Source organism: Rhodobacter sp. Har01, from assembly GCF_020564565.1.
Classification (GTDB): Bacteria; Pseudomonadota; Alphaproteobacteria; order Rhodobacterales; family Rhodobacteraceae; genus Pseudogemmobacter.
In genome coordinates this window covers 153,516-169,739 of sequence record NZ_JAJCTD010000002.1, presented here as the reverse complement: position 1 = coordinate 169,739, position 16,224 = coordinate 153,516, and the positions used below count along the sequence as shown (strand labels likewise).

The window sequence follows — 16,224 nt, the reverse complement described above, 5'->3', positions numbered from 1 at the left end:
GGGCCCTACGCCTCGGGGATCAGGATCTCGCGCTTGCCGACGTGGTTCGCCGGGGTGACGACGCCCTGGTCCTCCATCTGCTCGACCAGCCTTGCGGCCTTGTTGTAGCCGATGCCCAGCTTGCGCTGAATGTAGCTGGTGCTGCATTTGCGGTCCTTGGCCACGATCGCCACCGCCTGATCATACAGCGCGTCGTCGCTGCCGTCGCCGCCCAGGCCCAGCACCATGTCAATGTCCGAGGCCACGTCGTCCTCGGGGCCCTCGACCACGCCCGACATATAGGCCGGCGGGCCGAAGCTCTTGAGGTGGTTGACGATTTCCTCGACCTCTTCGTCGGAAACGAAGGGTCCGTGGATGCGGGTGATCCGCGCGCCGTTGCCCATGTACAGCATGTCGCCCTGGCCCAGCAGCTGCTCGGCGCCCTGTTCGCCCAGGATGGTGCGGCTGTCGATCTTGGAGGTGACCTGGAAGGAAATCCGGGTGGGGAAGTTGGCCTTGATGGTGCCGGTGATCACGTCCACCGACGGGCGTTGCGTCGCCATGATCAGGTGAATGCCGCTGGCCCGCGCCATCTGGGCAAGGCGCTGGATGCAGGCCTCGATTTCCTTGCCGGCGACCATCATCAGGTCGGCCATTTCGTCCACGATCACCACGATGTAGGGAATGGCGACGGGGGCGAATTCCTCGGTCTCGAACACCGGATCGCCGGTTTCGTCGTCAAACCCGGTCTGGATGGTGCGCTTGAACATCTCGCCCTTGGCCAGCGCCTCGCGGACGCGGCCGTTGTAGCCCTCGATGTTGCGCACCCCCATCTTGGACATCTTGCGATAGCGTTCCTCCATCTCGCCCACCACCCATTTCAGGGCGACCACCGCCTTCTTCGGGTCTGTGACGACGGGGGACAGCAGATGCGGGATGCCGTCATAGACCGACAGTTCCAGCATCTTCGGGTCGATCATGATCAGCCGGCACTCCTCGGGCGTCAGCTTGTAAAGCAGGCTCAGGATCATCGTGTTGATGGCCACCGACTTGCCCGATCCGGTGGTGCCGGCGATCAGCAGGTGGGGCATCTTCGACAGGTTGGCGATGACCGGCCCACCGCCGATGTCCTTGCCCAGGGCCAGCGGCAGCCGCATGTTGGTATCGCCAAACTCGCGGGCCGAGAGGATTTCCTTCAGGAACACCTTCTCGCGGTGCGCATTCGGCAGTTCGATGCCGATCACGCTGCGGCCCGGCACAGTGGAGACGCGCGCCGACAGTGCCGACATGCTGCGGGCGATGTCGTCGGCCAGGCCGATCACGCGGCTGGCCTTCAGGCCCGGCGCCGGTTCCAACTCGTACATGGTGACGACGGGGCCGGGGCGGACGCTGACGATCTCGCCCTTGACGCCGTAATCGTCCAGCACGCTTTCCAGCATGCGGGCGTTTTCCTCCAGTGATTCGTCCGACAACTGGCTGCGAGCGATGGTGACCGCGCTGGCCAGCAGTGACAGCGGCGGAAGCTCATAGACGGGCTGAGGCTCTTCAAAGCGCAGCCGGGGCTGCGCCTCGGCCAGCGCGCGGGCCGAGGGCTGCACGGGTCTTGCGGGCGCCTGCACCAGCGGGCGGCGGTCGGTGGAAAGCGGCATCGGGCGGGACGACACGAAGGGCACCGGGTCAAGGTCGATGTCCGCCTCGTCTTCGGCTTGCCAGTCGTCGTCCAACTCGGGGCTGGCGTCAAAGGCCGGAACGGGCGGAATCGCCCGCGGGGTGGCGGTGACCGGCGGTTCGGGCGGCAAGGCGTCGGGGTAAAGGTCCGTCGTCAGCAGGGCCGGGCCGGGATAGGCGGATTTCTGGCGCAACACCGGCGGCTCGGCCCGGCGGGCGGCGACGGCGGCCTGGACAGCGGTCAGGCCGGTGGTCGCTGCGGCAGCGGCCGGGGCCAATCCGCTGCGGGCGCGGATCACGTCCGAGATGCGGGCGCGGATGCGGTCTTCCTGCGGCAGGTCGGCGGCAAAGGCCGCCGCGGAAAGGGCGGGTTCCACCAGCTCCGGCTCCGGGTCCACCACGCGGCGCATCCGGGCAAGGAACCCCAGCTTCTCTTTCGGCAGGTCGATGGGCGCATCGAAGCGGCGCGGCTCGGCACGCAGTGTCGAGGGCGCGTTCCAGGCCGGCGCGGCCGCAAGCGGCTCGGGCGCAAGGCTGTCCGAGATCCCCTGCGGCGGCGCGCGGCGAACCAGCCCGGCGCGCGCGGCGGCGGCAGACGAGGCCAGCGGGTCGGCCGCGGAAAAACCGGTCGCGGCGGCCCGGGCGCGGCGGCGCTCGGCCAGGTCGCGGGCGGTGCCCAGGGCGCCCGAAGCGCCGCGACCGGCCAGCGTGGCGGCTCCGGCATAGGCGGTGACAGAGCCGACCAGCATCGCGCGGGCGATGCCGCGCAGTTCGGCGCGGTCAAAGCCGGTGACATACAGCATCATGGCGACCAGGGCGAGAAAGCTCAGCAGCGACACCAGTTTCAGCGCAAGGCCGATCGGGCCGGGGATGACCCCGACCAGCGCCCCGGCAACCGTTTCGCCGAACAGCCCGCCCAGTCCGAAGGCATGCGGCCATCCGGCAGGCGTGGCCAGCGTGGCGGCATAGGTTGCCGCCACGGCGACGGCAATCACGGCAAAAACCACCCGGGCCAGCGCTCTCTCGCCGCCGCGATGGATCAGGAACCGCACCCCCCAGGCCAGCAGGACCAGCGGAATCGCCCAGGCGCCGCGGCCGATCAGGATCACCAGCGTCGAGGCGCCTGCGGCGCCGAAGCGGCCCAGCATGTTGCGGGCCGGCTCTTCGGTGGCGACCATCCAGCCCGGGTCTTCCGGCGAATAGGTGCCCAGCGTGGCCGTGAAGGCCAACGCCAGGAAGATCAGCACGACGCCGAAAAGTTCCCGCCCCCGGCGTTCCAGCATTGCCTGGGTGGTCTGGTCCAGAAGCGGATCACGCTGCCGTGCCTGATAGGATGCCATGCTGCCCTGCCCTTCAATCGTACAAGCAGTCGCGAAGCTGCGTCAGCCCGCGCTGCGTTTCTTGCCTTGGGGCCACCAATGCGACCCGGATGTATCCCTTGCCGGGGTTTTCGTCCCCGACGTCGCGCGACAGATAGGCGCCGGGCAATACCCGCACGCCGGTCTCGCGCCACAGTTTCAATGCGGCCGCCTCGCCGTCTTCCACCGGAAGCCACAGGAAAAAGCCGCCGTCTGGCAGGGCAATGCCCTGGTGGCCGGCAAAGACCTGCGCCGCGTCGTGGAATTTCTGCTGATACAGCGCGCGGCTGGCCTCGACATGCGCTTCGTCCTGCCAGCAGGCCTCGGCCACCCGTTGCAGCGGCAAGGGCAGCGGCGCGCCGGCAAAGGCGCGCAGCTGGCGGATGCGGGCCATGGCCTCAAGGCCGGCGGCAACGAAACCGGACCGCAGGCCCGGCAGGTTCGACCGCTTTGAAAGCGAATGGAACACCGCGACGCGCTCGGGGTCGGCGCCCTGCGCCTGGGCCACGGCCAGCAGGCCGGGCGGCGCCGTCTTGCGCCAGATCTCCGAATAGCACTCGTCGGCGAAGACGCGGAAGTCATGGCGTTCGGCCAGTGCCAGCAGGTCAGCCAGGTAATCGGCCGAAGCGACCGCCCCCTGCGGGTTCGCGGGCGAGCAGATATAGGCGATGGCGGTGCGGTCAAGAATGTCCTTCGGCAGTCTGCCATAGTCGGGCAGAAAGCCGGTGGCGGCGGTGGCGGGCACATAGACCGGCTCGGCCCCCACGGCCAGGGCGGCCACGGCATAGACCTGGTAGAACGGGTTCGGCATCAGTACCACGGGGCGCTTTCCGGCCTTTTCCTCGGGGCACAGCGCGATGGCGGCGTTGAACAGCCCCTCGCGGGTGCCGTTAAGCACCATCAGGCGGTCTTGCGACAGCTCCACCCCGTACCGGCGCGCGATCCAGCCCGCGATGGCGGCCAGCAGTTCCGACGTGCCGTCGTTCGGGGGATAGACCCCGAAGCCGGCCAGGTTCTCGGCCAGGATGCGGCCGACGAAATCCGGCATGGCATGGCGCGGCTCGCCGATGGTCATGGCGATGGGCTCGCCCCCCGGCGCATGTTTGTCCAGCAGCTTCCGCAGGCGCGGAAACGCATAGTCAGGCAGGTTCGAAAACCGCTCTGGGAACGCCATTGCTGCCTCAAGCCGCGGGATCGTTGCGCCCCGTTCACCGCAAGGATAGCCGCAGGTTTCGCATCGGTCCAGAATTTCGCAGCCAGACCTTGGGGTTGATCCCCCCGGATGTGGCTTTTTTGTCGGCGGGCACTGCTCCCGATCCGGCGCCGGCGCGGTGCATCCCGTCGTCCTGGCGGTCCGCGCCCGCCCTTGTCCGCAACCCGCGCTGCGGGCTAGGCTGGCGAAAGCAACGTCCATCGGTTCCAACATGATCCTGACGCGCCGCCTTGCCCTGACGGTTGGCCTCTGGCCGCTGATGCCGCTTCAGGTCCGGGCCGCGGCCGACTCCGCCGAGGTGGTCGCCGCCGCCGGCGGCGCCGTCGCGACGCTGCCCGACGCGACCGTCATCGCGCTGCGCCCAGGTCAGCGCCTGCCCGCAGGCAGCAGCCTTGACACCGGCCCCGAGGGTCCGGTCGAACTGGCCCTGCCCGATGGCACGCGGCTTCACGCCGGCCGGCAGACGCAGATGGCGCTGCAGGTGGTGACGCATGACCGCGGTGGCAGCCTTGCCGTCTCGGGCACCCTGGTGGTGGATCGCCGCGCCTCCGATCCGGCCAGCGTGATGGCCGTGAACAGCGCCGAGTTCCAGGTGCTTCTGGCCGATGCCCAGGTTTTCATCGAAAGCCTGAAGGGCAGCGCCGTCTTCGTGCGCGACGGCAAGGCCCGCGTGGTGGCGCCCGCGACCGAGGTCGTTCTGGCCGCGGGCGAGGGCATCGACCTGCCGTCTCCGTTTCCGCTGCAGCCGGGCGCCGCGATCCTGCCCGAGGCGGACCCCTCGGATGGTCTGCTTGCGCCTGCGCCGGCCCTGCCGCCTGCGGTGGCACGCTGGTCCGACAACCGCGTGGCCGAGGCCTTCGCCAGCGTCGGATTGTCGGCCTGAGGGTCCGTGTTCCCGCCGTTGCCGGGCGGGTTGCGCTTTGCTAGCTTTGCAGCACACCTTTGTCCGTCAGATTGCCCGGAGAATTGCTCATGGTCCGCCTCACCCGCCGTGCCGCCCTTCTAGCCGCCGGTGTGCTGCCCTTTCTGCCCCGCCGCGCCCAGGCCCAGACCCCCATCGGCTCGGTGGCCGAGGTGACGGGCGAGGCGACCCTGGTGCATGACGACGCCCCGGCCCCGATGTCGGCGGGCATGGCCCTGGCCGAGGGCGACACCGCGCTGACCGGCGAGAACGCGCTGGCGCTGCTGATCCTGGAAACCGACACGCGGGTGAACATGGGCGCGGCGACCACGGTGGTGCTGTCGCGCTATCTGGCCGATGTGGGCGGCGAAATTCAGGTCGGCGGGGCCATCGTCTTTGACCGGCCCGAGGGGCTGGCCCCGGTGGACCTGACCTTTGACACCGGTTTCGGCCAGATCGGCGTGCGCGGCACGCGGTTCTTCGTCGGCCCAAGCCGTGGCGAGTATGCCGTCTTCTGCGACCGCGGCCGCGTGGTGGTGACCAATGCCGGCGTGACCCGCGAGTTGGGGCCGGGCGACGGGGTGAACCTGACGGCCGACGGCCCGCCTTCCGAGGTGGCGCAATGGGGCGCGCCGCGGGTGCAAGAGGCGTTCGAGAGCGTGGGCCTGACGCCCTGAGCGCCATGGCCGGGCGCGGGTTCTGGAAATCGTTCCGCATGTTCGCGGGCCTTGACGGGGCCGCGCTGGATGCGGTGGCCGCCGCCGCGCAGGCGCGGCGCTGGGGGCCGGGCGAGGTGCTGTTCCAGCGCGGCGATCCGGGCGACTGGCTGGTGGCGCTTGAAACCGGCCGGGTGAAGGTGTCGCTGCTGACCGCCTCGGGTCGCGAACTGGTGCTGCGGCAGGCCGAGGCTGGCGAGATGCTGGGCGAACTGGCCGTCTTCGACGCCCAGCCGCGGTCGGCCGATGCCACGGCGGCGGGGCCGGTGACCGGCTGGGTGCTGACCCGCCGCGGCTTCCGCCAGATCGCCGCGGCGCATCCGGGCCTGAGCGAGGCGGCGCTGGCGCATCTTTGCGCGATGCTGCGCGGCACCACGGGGCAGCTGGAATCGATCGCGCTTTACCAGTTGCGCGCCCGGGTGGCGCGGTTCTTCCTGTTCGCGCTGGGGCAGTTGCACGGCGACGACATCCCCGAAGGGGCGCGGATCGCCCATGGCCTGAACCAGGGCGAGTTGGCGGCGCTCTTGGGCGCCAGCCGGCCCAAGGTGAACCGGGTGCTGCAGGATTTCCGCGACGAAGGCGTGCTGCGCGACGAAGGCGGCGTCTGGGCCTGCGATCTGGCGCTCCTCAGGGCCGAGGCGGCGGCGGATGACTAAGCCGCCGCGCCGCTGGCGCCGGGTGCAGGCCGGGCTGGTGGCACTGGCGCTGTGCCTGGCCGGCGCGGCGGGGCTGGCGTGGCGCCCGGCGGTGCTGGCCGCGGCGCAAGAGCGGGTGTTCGACGCGCTGCTGCGGCCCGGCGCGGGCGGGGCGGTGGTCGTCGTCGACATCGGCGCGGTCGATCAGGCCGGCCAGCCCTGGGACCGGGCCGCCAGCGCCCGTCTGGCCGAGGCCTTGGCGCTGGCCGGGCCGAAGGTGGTGGCCTGGGACGTGGTCTTTGCCGGCGGTTGCGACGGCGCGGCGACCACGGCGCTGGCAGCGGCCGTCGCCAAGTCGCCCACGGTGCTGGGGTTCCTTCTGTCGGGCGCCGCGGGGCCGGCGCCGCAACCGCCTCCGGTTCTGGCGGTCTCCGCGCCGGCGCTGACGCGCCTTTGGGCGGCCCCGGCGGCCGAGGTGCCTTGCCCGGCGCTGATGGCGGCGGCCACGCTGGGGTCGGTCTCGCTGCCCGGCGACGGCACGGCGCGGGTGCGCAGCGTGCCGGCGGCGGTGACGGTGGGCGGCGTCGCCTGGCCCTCATTGCCCATCGAGGCGCTGCGGCGGGCGGGCGCGCTGGAAATGCCGGTGATCGCCGCCGAAGACGGCCGCAAGGGCATGACCCTGCGCGCCGGGGCGGCGACCTTCCCGCTGGACCTGGCCGGAACGCTGCGCTTCGTGCCGCGCGATACGGCGGCGCGGCTGGCCCGCACGGTGCCGGCCGAGGCGGTGCTGGCCGGCCGTGTGCCGCCCGAGCGGCTGGCGGGGGCGGTGGTCTTCGTCGGCTCGTCCCTGCCGCAACGCGGCGGCCTGCGGCCGGTGGCGGGCGATCCGCTCTACCCGTCGGTCCAGATCGCGGCCGACCTGGCCGAGGGGCTGCTGGCCGGCCGCCTGCCCTGGCGGCCGGGTTGGGCCGTCTGGGCCGAGGCCGCGGGGCTGGCCTTGGGCGGCCTGCTGTTGGCCTTGGCGCTGGCGCGGCTGGCACCGCTCCGGGCCTTTGCGACGGCCCTGGGGCTGGGCGCCGTCTGGGCCGGGGGCGCCGTGGCGGCACAGCGGGCGACCGGGGCGCTGGTCGATCCGGCCGTCCCGGCGGCGGCGCTGGTCGGCGCGGCGCTTCTGGCGCTGGTGGTGCAGGCGGCGGCCTCGGCGCGGGCCGAGCGGGCCTTGCGCGCGCGGATGGGGCAGCTTCTGCCCGGGCCTGTGGTGGCCCGCCTGGCCGACGACCCGCGGCTGTTGCGGCTGGCCGGAGAGCGGCGCGAGGTGACGGCGCTGTTCACCGACCTTGAGGGCTTTTCGACCCTGGTCGCCAGCCTGCCGCCCGAACAACTGATCGCCACGCTGGACCGCTATTTCGCGGCGGTGACGGCGGCGGTGCTGCGGCACGGCGGCATGATCGACAAGATCGTCGGCGATGCCGTGCACGCGCTGTTCAACGCGCCGCTGGATCAGCCGGGGCATGTCGATGCCGCCCTGGCCGCCGCCTTCGAGATCAGCGCCGCGACCGAATCCCTGCGGCCCGCGCTGGGGCTGGGGCGCACCCGGATCGGGGTGGAAACCGGCCCGGCGATCCTGGGCGACGTGGGCGGCGGGGCAAGGATCGACTATACCGCGCACGGCCCGGCGGTGAACCTGGCCGCAAGGCTGCAAGAGGCCGGCAAGGTGCTGGGCCCCGATGTCATCATCGGCCCGGCAGCGGCGGCGGCGGCCCGGCGTCCGCTTCGGCCGCTGGGCGAGGCCGAGGTGCGCAGTTTCGGCCGGATGCAGCTTTTCACCCTGCCCTGACGCCTGTTCCGCGCGGAACAGCCGGGGCCGCGCCCCTCCTCTAACCTGTCTCTCATCGGGGCCGCTGCGGATGATCCGCCCGGCCGACCGCCCCCGCTGACAGGAGACACGACATGTTCCGCACCCTCGCCACCGCCGCGCTGATCGCCGCCACCCTGCCCGCCGCCGCCATGGCCGCCAGCCACTGGACGACCGGCGGCGTGAACTTCCGCACCGGCCCGGGAACGTACTACGACGTCATCGGTTACCTGCCGAAATGCGCCGCACTTGACAGCTATGGCTGGCAGGACGGCTGGGTCGAGATCTCCTGGGAAGGCCAGCGCGGCTGGGTCTCGGGCAAGTATCTGGCGGAATCGAACGCCCACTGCGGCTATGGCAAGAAGAAGGCCTACGAAGGCGGCGACACCTATTCCAGCGGCTACTGAACCCCGCCCCCCTGCATTTCAGCACCTGATCCTTTGCAGCCTGCTCGGCGCCGCAGTCCCCTTGCGGCGCCGGTTTTCGGTCACAGATCGAAGGTGGCAAAGACCGGCACATGGTCCGAAGGCTGGTCCCAGCCGCGGGCGGCGCGCAGGATGCGGCTGGAATGCGCGGCCCCGGCGATGTCGGGGGTGGCCCAGACGTGATCCAGCCGGCGGCCCTTGTCGGCGCTGTCCCAGTCGGGGGCGCGATAGCTCCACCAGCTGTACAGCAGGCCCTGCGGAATGTCGGCGCGGGTCACGTCAACCCATTTTCCGGCGTCCTGCGCATCGGCCAGGTGGGCCACCTCAACCGGCGTGTGGCTGACGATCTTGAGCAGCGCCTTGTGGTTCCAGACGTCATCCTCGCGCGGGGCGATGTTCAGATCGCCCACCAGAATGGCGCGGGCGGGCCGGTCGGCGCGGAAGGCGTCGCGCATGTCGGTCAGGAAATCCAGCTTCTGGCCGAACTTCACGTTCTGGTCCCGGTCGGGAATGTCGCCCCCGGCGGGGACATAGAAGTTGTGGATCACCACGCCGTTTTCCAGCCGGGCCGCAACGTGGCGGGCATGGCCAAGGCGGGCATAGTCGCTGTCGCCGGCGTCTTCGATGGGCAGCTTGGACAGGATCGCGACGCCGTTATAGCCCTTTTGCCCGCGCGCCACGAGGTGGCGGTAGCCCAGCGCCGCAAACCCCTCGGCCGGGAACTTGTCCAGTGGGGTCTTGATCTCTTGCAGGCACAGGACATCGGGCGCCTCTTGCCCCAGCAGCCGTGTGACCAACCCTTCGCGCAGGCGGACGGAATTGATGTTCCAGGTGGCAAGGGTAAAGGCCATGGCGCGCTCCGCAGGTCGGCGCGCGAACCTAAGGGCAGGCCGGCCAAAAGAAAAGCCCGGGTCCTACAAGGGCGCCGGGCCTAGTCCAACAGGGAGGTGAACCCTGCATACCACGGAATTCCCGGCGGCAGAATTGAGGTAGGTCAAATCTTCCGATGCATGGCTTTTTGGCCACAACCCCGGGTTGCTTGACCCCGGTTGCGGCCTGCGACAGGGTCGCGCGCATGTTCGACTCAACGCTGTGGCGGACCCGCAATTTCCGCCTGCTGTTCGCCTCGTCCACGGCCACCAACCTGGGGGATGGCGTGGTGGCGGTGGCCATCCCCTGGCTTGCCACCCTGCTGACGCGCGATCCGCTGCTGATCGGGCTGGTCGCGGCGGCGCGGCAGGTGCCCTGGCTCTTGTTCGCCCTGCCGGCGGGCGTGCTGACCGACCGTTTCGACCATGTCCGGGCGCTGGTTGCCGCCGATCTGGCCCGTGTCGGGGTGGCGGCGGCGCTGCTGGCGCTGGCCCTGCTGGCCCCGCCCGGCACGGGTGCTGCGATGTTGCTGGCCGCGCTGGCCTTTGCCCTGGGCACGGCCGAGGTCTTGCGCGACAACACCGCGCAAAGCTTCCTGCCCGCCGTGGTGCCGAAAGACCGGCTTGAAGATGCCAACGGCCTGTTGTGGAGCGCCGAGCAGGTGGCGGGTCAGTTCGCCGGGCCACCGCTGGCGGGCCTGCTGATCGGCGTCGCGGTGGCGCTGCCCTTCGGGCTGCAGGCGGCAATGCTGGCGGGCGCGGTGGCGCTGACGCTGCGGATGGCGCTGCCCCCGGCGCGCAAGGCGGTACCGCAGCCCTTCGGGCCGGCGCTGCGCGAGGGGCTGGTGTTCCTGTGGCGGCATCCGGTGCTGCGGCGGATGGCGCTGGCGCTGGGGGCGTTCAACTTTGCCGCCTCGATCTTCTGGGCGCTGGTGGTTCTGTATGCGCAAGAGGTGCTGGGCATGGGGCCGGCGGCCTATGGCGTGATGATGGCCGCGGTGGCGGGCGGCGGGCTGGCGGGCAGCCTGATCGGCCCCGCCGTGCTGCGGCGCACCGGGCCGAAGGCCGGGCTGGTGATCGGCGTGGCGGGCTTTGCGCTGGCCGCGGCGACGCTGGGTTTCACCCGCAGCCCCTGGGCCGCCGGCACCGCGATGGCGGTCGAGGCCTTCACCGCGCTGTTGTGGAACATCGCCACCGTCAGCTATCGCCAACGCCACATCCCGGCGCCGCTGCTGGGCCGGGTGAACGCGGCCTACCGGTTCTTCGGCACCGGGCCCTCGGCCTTTGGCAGCCTGACCGGGGGCGCGATCGTGGCCCTGGGCGCGCCGCTTGGCCCGGTGGCCGCGCTGCAACTGCCCTATGCAATCTGCCTGGGCGCGGCCGTGCTGATCCTGGCCTACATCACCCTGCGCCTGCGGATGGACTGAAAAAAAGGCCGGGCACGAAGCCCGGCCAGGTCCAACAGGGAGGAGCCGTGTCATAACCCCGGCACGGCAAGGGGAACCCGTCGCAAGAGACTACATCACCTCTCTCGCACGTTTCAGTTAATAGACCGTGAATCCGGCGAGATTCCGGCGCTCAGGCGACCAATCTGTAGCCGCCGCTTTCGGTGACCAGCAGCCGCGCGTTGGAAGGATCGGGCTCGATCTTCTGGCGCAGGCGGTAGATGTGGGTCTCAAGCGTGTGGGTGGTGACACCCGCGTTGTAGCCCCAGACCTCATGCAGCAGCACGTCCCGTGCGACCACGCCCGACTGCGCGCGATACAGGAATTTCAGGATGTTGGTCTCTTTCTCGGTCAGCCGGATCTTCTTTTCCCGCTCGTCCAGCAGCATCTTCTGGGCCGGCTTGAAGGTATAGGGACCAAGCTGGAAGATCGCGTCTTCCGACTGTTCATGCGTGCGCAATTGCGCCCGGATTCGGGCCAGCAGGACCGGAAACTTGAACGGCTTGGTGACATAATCATTGGCGCCCGAATCAAGGCCCAGGATGGTGTCGCTGTCGGTGTCATGGCCGGTCAGCATCATGATCGGGCATTTCACGCCCACCTTGCGCATCCGGCGGCACAGCTCGCGGCCGTCGGTATCGGGCAGGCCCACGTCCAGGATCACCAGGTCGTAGATCGCGGCCTTGGCCTTCTCCATGCCCTCGGCGCCGGTGCGGGCCTCGAACACGTCGAAGTCCTCGGTCATCACCAGCTGTTCCGAAAGCGCCTCGCGCAGGTCGTCGTCATCGTCGACCAGAAGGATTTTCCGCAGGGTTGCCATGGGGGCCTCCGTTTCTTGTGAGGTTCACATGCGCCCGGGTCACGCAACCCGCAAGAATTGCAACGGCCCCGTCACGCGGACGTGTCGCCGGCGCGGCGAATGTTTCAATCCTGTCATCGCGCGGGTATGCAAGGGGGCAGGAGAGCGCCATGACCCTTGCCCCCAGCATCGTCGAACGGATGACCCGCGCGCGGGGCGATCTGCGCATGGGCGTGCCGGTGGTGCTGACCGGGGCGGGTGAGGCGGCGCTGGCCGTGGCGGTCGAGGCGTTGACCCCGGCGCGGCTGGCCGACCTGCGGCGGTTCGGTCTGCCTGAACTGGCGCTGACGGCGCGCCGGGCGGTGACGCTCAAGACGGCGGCCTATGATACAGACCTTGTGCGGGTGGCGGTGCCGGCCGAAGCCGACGTGGACTGGATCGCCGCGCTGGCCGACCCGGTTGATGACCTGCGGGTGCCGATGAAGGGGCCGTTGCGGGCCATGCGCGGCGGCGGGGCCGGGCTGCACCGGGCGGCGCTGGCGCTGGCCAAGTCGGCGCGGCTGCTGCCGGCGGCGCTCTTGGTGCGGGTGGACCATCCACTTGTGCTGGCCGCAGAGAACGCGCTGACGCTGTTGCGGCTGGACGAGATCGCGCCCGAACTGGCCCGGCTCTCGCCCCTGGATGAGGTGGTTGCCGCCCGCCTGCCGATCGCCGCGGCGGGCCTGGGCCGAGTGCACATCTTCCGCCCCGAGGACGGCGGGGATGAGCATTACGCCATCGAGGTGGGCCAGCCCGACCGCGCCCGCCCCGTTCTGGCCCGGCTGCACTCGGCCTGTTTCACCGGCGATGTGCTGGGGTCGCTGAAATGCGACTGCGGCCCGCAGCTGCGCGCAGCTCTGGCCCAGATGGGCGAGGCAGGCGCCGGCGTGCTGCTCTACCTGAACCAGGAGGGGCGGGGGATCGGCCTTGCCAACAAGCTGCGCGCCTATGCCTTGCAGGATCAGGGGTTCGACACGGTCGAGGCCAACCACCGGCTGGGCTTTGAAGACGACGAGCGCGATTTCCGCATCGGCGCCGAGATCCTGCGCAAGATGGGTTTTTCCGCGGTGCGTCTGTTGACCAACAACCCGCGCAAGGTGGCGATGCTGGAATCCTGCGGCCTGACGGTGGCCGAGCGGGTGCCGCTCAAGGTCGGCCACACGCCACAGAATGCCGGCTATCTGGCGACCAAGGCCGCCAAGTCGGGGCATCTCTTGTGAGCGTCGAAGATATCGTCGTCACGCCGATGGGCGCGCGTTTTGCCGGCCGGCGGTTTCCCTGCACGCTGGGCCGCGGCGGCATCACCCGGCACAAGCGCGAGGGCGATGGCTGCACCCCCGCCGGCATGCACCGCATCGTCGGTTGCCTCTTTCGCCCCGACCGGCTGGCGCGCGGGCAGGTGCCCGGATGGGCCGTTCCCATCGGGCCCGGCGACCTGTGGTCGGACGATCTGCGCGACCCCGACTACAACCTGATGGTCCGCGCCCCGCACCGGTTCTCGCACGAAAGCCTGCGGCGGGCCGATCCGCTGTATGACCTTGTGCTGATCACCGACTGGAACTGGCCCTATCCCGAGAAGGGCCGCGGCTCGGCCATCTTCCTGCACGCCTGGCGGCGGCCCGGGTTCCCCACCGCCGGCTGCGTGGCGTTCTCGCGGCCTGACCTTCGGTGGATCGCCAATCGCCTGTCGCCCGGCGGCCGGCTGATCGTGCCTGGCTGATTCTGCTTTCCAAACCGCTTTGGCTTTCCTAACCTGTGCGCAAAACGGGGGGACGACCATGGCCAAGCCGCTTTCCGCGGAAGACGAGATCTTCGCGCTGCGGCTGGAACGCTCGGCGCCCGACCTCTGGCCGATGCTCGAGGCGCTGTATGGCGCGCGGGCCGAGTATCCGGCGTTCCGGGCGGCGCTGCTCAAGGCGCTGCGCCGGGCCTGGGCGGACCGTCCGGCCGACCTCAAGCACCTTGACCTGAAGCGCGACCTTGAACCCGACTGGTTCCAGCGCCCCGACATGGCGGGGTATGTGTTCTACATCGACAGGTTTGCCGGCACGATCCCCAAGGTGCTGGAAAGGCTGGATTACCTGCAGGACCTGGGCATCAGCTACGTGCATTTCATGCCCTGCCTGAAGCCGCGCCCCGGCGACAGCGACGGCGGCTATTCGGTGATGGACTACCGCGCGGTGAACCCCGCGCTGGGCACGATGGCCGATCTGGAAACCGCCGCCCGTGCCCTGCGCGACCGCGGCATCTCGCTTTGCGTCGATCTGGTGCTGAACCACACCGCCAAGGAACACGCCTGGGCGAAAAAGGCCGCTAAGGGCGAGCGCAAGTATCAGGACTACTACCTGATGTTCGATTCGGAGACGATGCCAAAGCGGTTTGAGGAAACCCTTGTCGAGGTCTTCCCCGACAACGCGCCCGGCAACTTCACCCATTACCCGCAGATCGGCAAATGGGTCTGGACCACCTTCAACGAACATCAGTGGGACCTGAACTGGGCCAACCCGCAGGTCTTTCTGGAAATCGTCGAGGTGATGCTGCACCTGGCCAACAAGGGCGTTGACGTGCTGCGCCTGGACGCCGTGGCCTTCATGTGGAAGCGCCCGGGTACCCGCTGCCAGTCGGAACCCGAGGTCCACATGATCCTGCAGGCGTTGCGGGCCTGCAGCCGCATCGCGGCGCCGGCGGTCATTCATCTGGCCGAGGCGATCGTCGCGCCCGCCGAGATGCTGCCCTATCTCGGCCGCGGCCGGCATGACGGGCGCGAGGGCAACCTCGCCTACCACAACAGCCTGATGGTGCAATTCTGGAGCGCGCTGGCCACCCGCGATACGCGGTTGATGACGCATGTGCTGGGCACGCATTTCCCCGACCGGCTGACCAACGCGACCTATGCCACCTACATCCGCTGCCATGATGACATCGGCTGGGCGGTGACGGACGAGGACGCGCGCGCCCTGGGCTTCTCGGGCCACGCTCATCGCGCCTTCCTGTCGGATTTCTACGACGGCAGCTTTCCCGGCAGCTTCGCCCGGGGCGCGTTGTTCCAGGTCAACCCGGCCACCGGCGACAAGCGGGTATCGGGCAGCTTTGCCAGCCTGGCCGGGCTGGAGAAGGGCCTTGCAGACGCCGACCCCGCCGAGGTGGACCTTGCCGTGCAGCGCATCCTGCTGGGCCACGCGCTGATCGCCAGCTTCGGCGGCATCCCCTTGATCTATATGGGAGATGAACTCGCGTTCACGAACGACCATTCGTATCTGAGCGATCCCTCCCATGCCCATGACAGCCGCTGGGTGCATCGCCCGCGCATCGACTGGGCACTGGCGGCGACGCGCCACACCGCCGAGACCCCGGCGGCGCGGGTGTTCCGGGGAACCAAGGCCATCCTCGCCCGTCGCCGCACCACGCCGGGGCTGCATGCCGCGCACCCGACGCAGGTGCTGCAAACCGGCGTGCCGGGCGTCTTCGCCTTTCGCCGGGCCGCGCCGATCGGGGCGATCCTGGGCCTGTTCAACTTCACCGAAGGTTGGACGCAGCTCTCCGAAACCTGGGCGCGGGCGGAAGGCGCCAGCCTGATGCACGACGCGCTGTCGGACCACCCGGTTGCCGCGCCTCAGGGCCAGATCGCCCTGCCGCCCTATGCGCGCCTCTGGCTGACCTAGGCGCGTCCGCCGTAGTCGCGGTCGCCGAAGATCGCGCTGCCGACGCGGACATGGGTGGCGCCCGCCGCGATGGCGGCTTCGAAATCCGCGCTCATGCCCATCGACAACCCGGTCAGGCCGTTGCGGGCGGCCAGCGCCGCCAGCATCGCGAAATGCGGGGTGCTGTCCTGCCCTTCGGGCGGAATGCACATCAGGCCCTGCACCGGCAGGCCCATGCCGCGCACCGCGGCCACGAAGCCATCGGTCTCATCCGGCAGAACGCCCGCCTTCTGCGGCTCGGCCCCGGTGTTCACCTGCACGAAAAGCTGCGGGCAGGCCCCCCGGGCCTCGGCCAGCCGGGCCAGCCTTTCCGCCAGCGAGGGCCGATCGACGGTGTGGATCGCGTCGAACAACTCGACCGCGACCTTGGCCTTGTTGGTCTGCAACGGCCCGATCATGTGCAGCTCCACCCCCGGAAACCGTGCCTTCCAGGCCGGCCATTTCGCTGCCGCCTCCTGCACGTAGTTCTCGCCGAACACCCGGTGGCCGGCGTCCAGCACCGCCCGGACCCGCGCCTCGGGCTGCACCTTCGACACCGCGATCAGCCGGACGCTGCCCTCGGGCCGCCCCGCCGCCCGTTCCGCCGCGCGCACCCGTGCGTTGATCTCTGCCAGTGCCATC

The 16,224-nt window shown here is 70.1% G+C and carries 14 protein-coding genes; 9 read left to right on the top strand and 5 right to left on the bottom strand.

Annotation, left to right across the window (positions count from 1 at the left end; translation table 11 throughout):
• Window positions 1–5 precede the first annotated feature (5 nt).
• Together LHP98_RS06585 and LHP98_RS06580 are read right to left on the bottom strand one after the other, a co-directional pair.
• Entirely contained in the window at window positions 6–2,987 is a 2,982-nt protein-coding gene (locus tag LHP98_RS06585) for a DNA translocase FtsK (protein ID WP_227251731.1), read from the bottom strand.
• A 13-nt stretch (window positions 2,988–3,000) separates the two neighbouring features.
• The gene (locus LHP98_RS06580; protein WP_227251730.1) at window positions 3,001–4,179 is read right to left on the bottom strand and encodes an aminotransferase class I/II-fold pyridoxal phosphate-dependent enzyme; all 1,179 of its coding nucleotides are present in this window, start codon (window positions 4,177–4,179) and stop codon (window positions 3,001–3,003) included.
• A gap of 250 nt (window positions 4,180–4,429) precedes the next feature.
• Between LHP98_RS06580 and LHP98_RS06575 the strand changes: the two genes are divergently transcribed.
• The 5 genes from LHP98_RS06575 to LHP98_RS06555 all read left to right on the top strand — a co-directional run bounded on the left by LHP98_RS06575 (window position 4,430) and on the right by LHP98_RS06555 (window position 8,732).
• On the top strand, window positions 4,430–5,101 hold the full coding sequence (locus LHP98_RS06575; protein ID WP_227251729.1) for a hypothetical protein: 672 nt from the start codon (window positions 4,430–4,432) through the stop codon (window positions 5,099–5,101).
• A gap of 89 nt (window positions 5,102–5,190) precedes the next feature.
• Entirely contained in the window at window positions 5,191–5,796 is a 606-nt protein-coding gene (locus LHP98_RS06570) for a FecR domain-containing protein (RefSeq protein WP_227251728.1), read from the top strand.
• 38 nt (window positions 5,797–5,834) lie between these two features.
• Window positions 5,835–6,491, top strand: a complete 657-nt coding sequence (locus tag LHP98_RS06565; RefSeq protein ID WP_227251727.1) for a Crp/Fnr family transcriptional regulator — start codon at window positions 5,835–5,837, stop codon at window positions 6,489–6,491.
• Entirely contained in the window at window positions 6,484–8,307 is a 1,824-nt protein-coding gene (locus tag LHP98_RS06560) for an adenylate/guanylate cyclase domain-containing protein (protein ID WP_227251726.1), read from the top strand. Before LHP98_RS06565 ends, LHP98_RS06560 begins: the two co-directional genes overlap by 8 nt.
• A gap of 113 nt (window positions 8,308–8,420) precedes the next feature.
• Window positions 8,421–8,732, top strand: coding sequence for an SH3 domain-containing protein (locus LHP98_RS06555; protein ID WP_227251725.1), 312 nt, complete (start codon window positions 8,421–8,423; stop codon window positions 8,730–8,732).
• An 80-nt stretch (window positions 8,733–8,812) separates the two neighbouring features.
• Here LHP98_RS06555 and LHP98_RS06550 read toward each other — a convergent pair whose 3' ends face one another.
• Complete coding sequence (locus tag LHP98_RS06550; RefSeq protein WP_227251724.1) at window positions 8,813–9,601, bottom strand: exodeoxyribonuclease III; 789 nt, start codon at window positions 9,599–9,601, stop codon at window positions 8,813–8,815.
• A gap of 224 nt (window positions 9,602–9,825) precedes the next feature.
• Here LHP98_RS06550 and LHP98_RS06545 point away from each other — a divergent pair, with 224 nt between their 5' ends.
• Window positions 9,826–11,046, top strand: coding sequence for an MFS transporter (locus LHP98_RS06545; protein ID WP_227251723.1), 1,221 nt, complete (start codon window positions 9,826–9,828; stop codon window positions 11,044–11,046).
• 151 nt (window positions 11,047–11,197) lie between these two features.
• Here LHP98_RS06545 and LHP98_RS06540 read toward each other — a convergent pair whose 3' ends face one another.
• On the bottom strand, window positions 11,198–11,884 hold the full coding sequence (locus tag LHP98_RS06540) for a response regulator transcription factor (RefSeq protein WP_227251722.1): 687 nt from the start codon (window positions 11,882–11,884) through the stop codon (window positions 11,198–11,200).
• 149 nt (window positions 11,885–12,033) lie between these two features.
• Here LHP98_RS06540 and ribA point away from each other — a divergent pair, with 149 nt between their 5' ends.
• From ribA to LHP98_RS06525, 3 genes are read left to right on the top strand one after another with little or no spacing between them, the layout of a single operon-like run.
• On the top strand, window positions 12,034–13,122 hold the full coding sequence (gene ribA / locus LHP98_RS06535; RefSeq protein WP_227251721.1) for a GTP cyclohydrolase II: 1,089 nt from the start codon (window positions 12,034–12,036) through the stop codon (window positions 13,120–13,122).
• Window positions 13,119–13,622 (top strand): L,D-transpeptidase family protein, encoded by a 504-nt coding sequence (locus tag LHP98_RS06530; protein ID WP_227251720.1) that lies wholly within the window; start codon window positions 13,119–13,121, stop codon window positions 13,620–13,622. The genes ribA and LHP98_RS06530 overlap by 4 nt, the downstream gene beginning before the upstream one ends.
• Before the next feature lie 58 nt (window positions 13,623–13,680).
• Window positions 13,681–15,564, top strand: a complete 1,884-nt coding sequence (locus LHP98_RS06525) for an alpha-amylase family protein (RefSeq protein WP_227251719.1) — start codon at window positions 13,681–13,683, stop codon at window positions 15,562–15,564.
• On the opposite strand, the gene LHP98_RS06520 is transcribed toward LHP98_RS06525, so the two are convergent.
• Complete coding sequence (locus LHP98_RS06520) at window positions 15,561–16,223, bottom strand: YggS family pyridoxal phosphate-dependent enzyme (RefSeq protein WP_227251718.1); 663 nt, start codon at window positions 16,221–16,223, stop codon at window positions 15,561–15,563. The two genes, LHP98_RS06525 and LHP98_RS06520, sit on opposite strands and share 4 nt — an antisense overlap.
• Window position 16,224 lies beyond the last annotated feature (1 nt).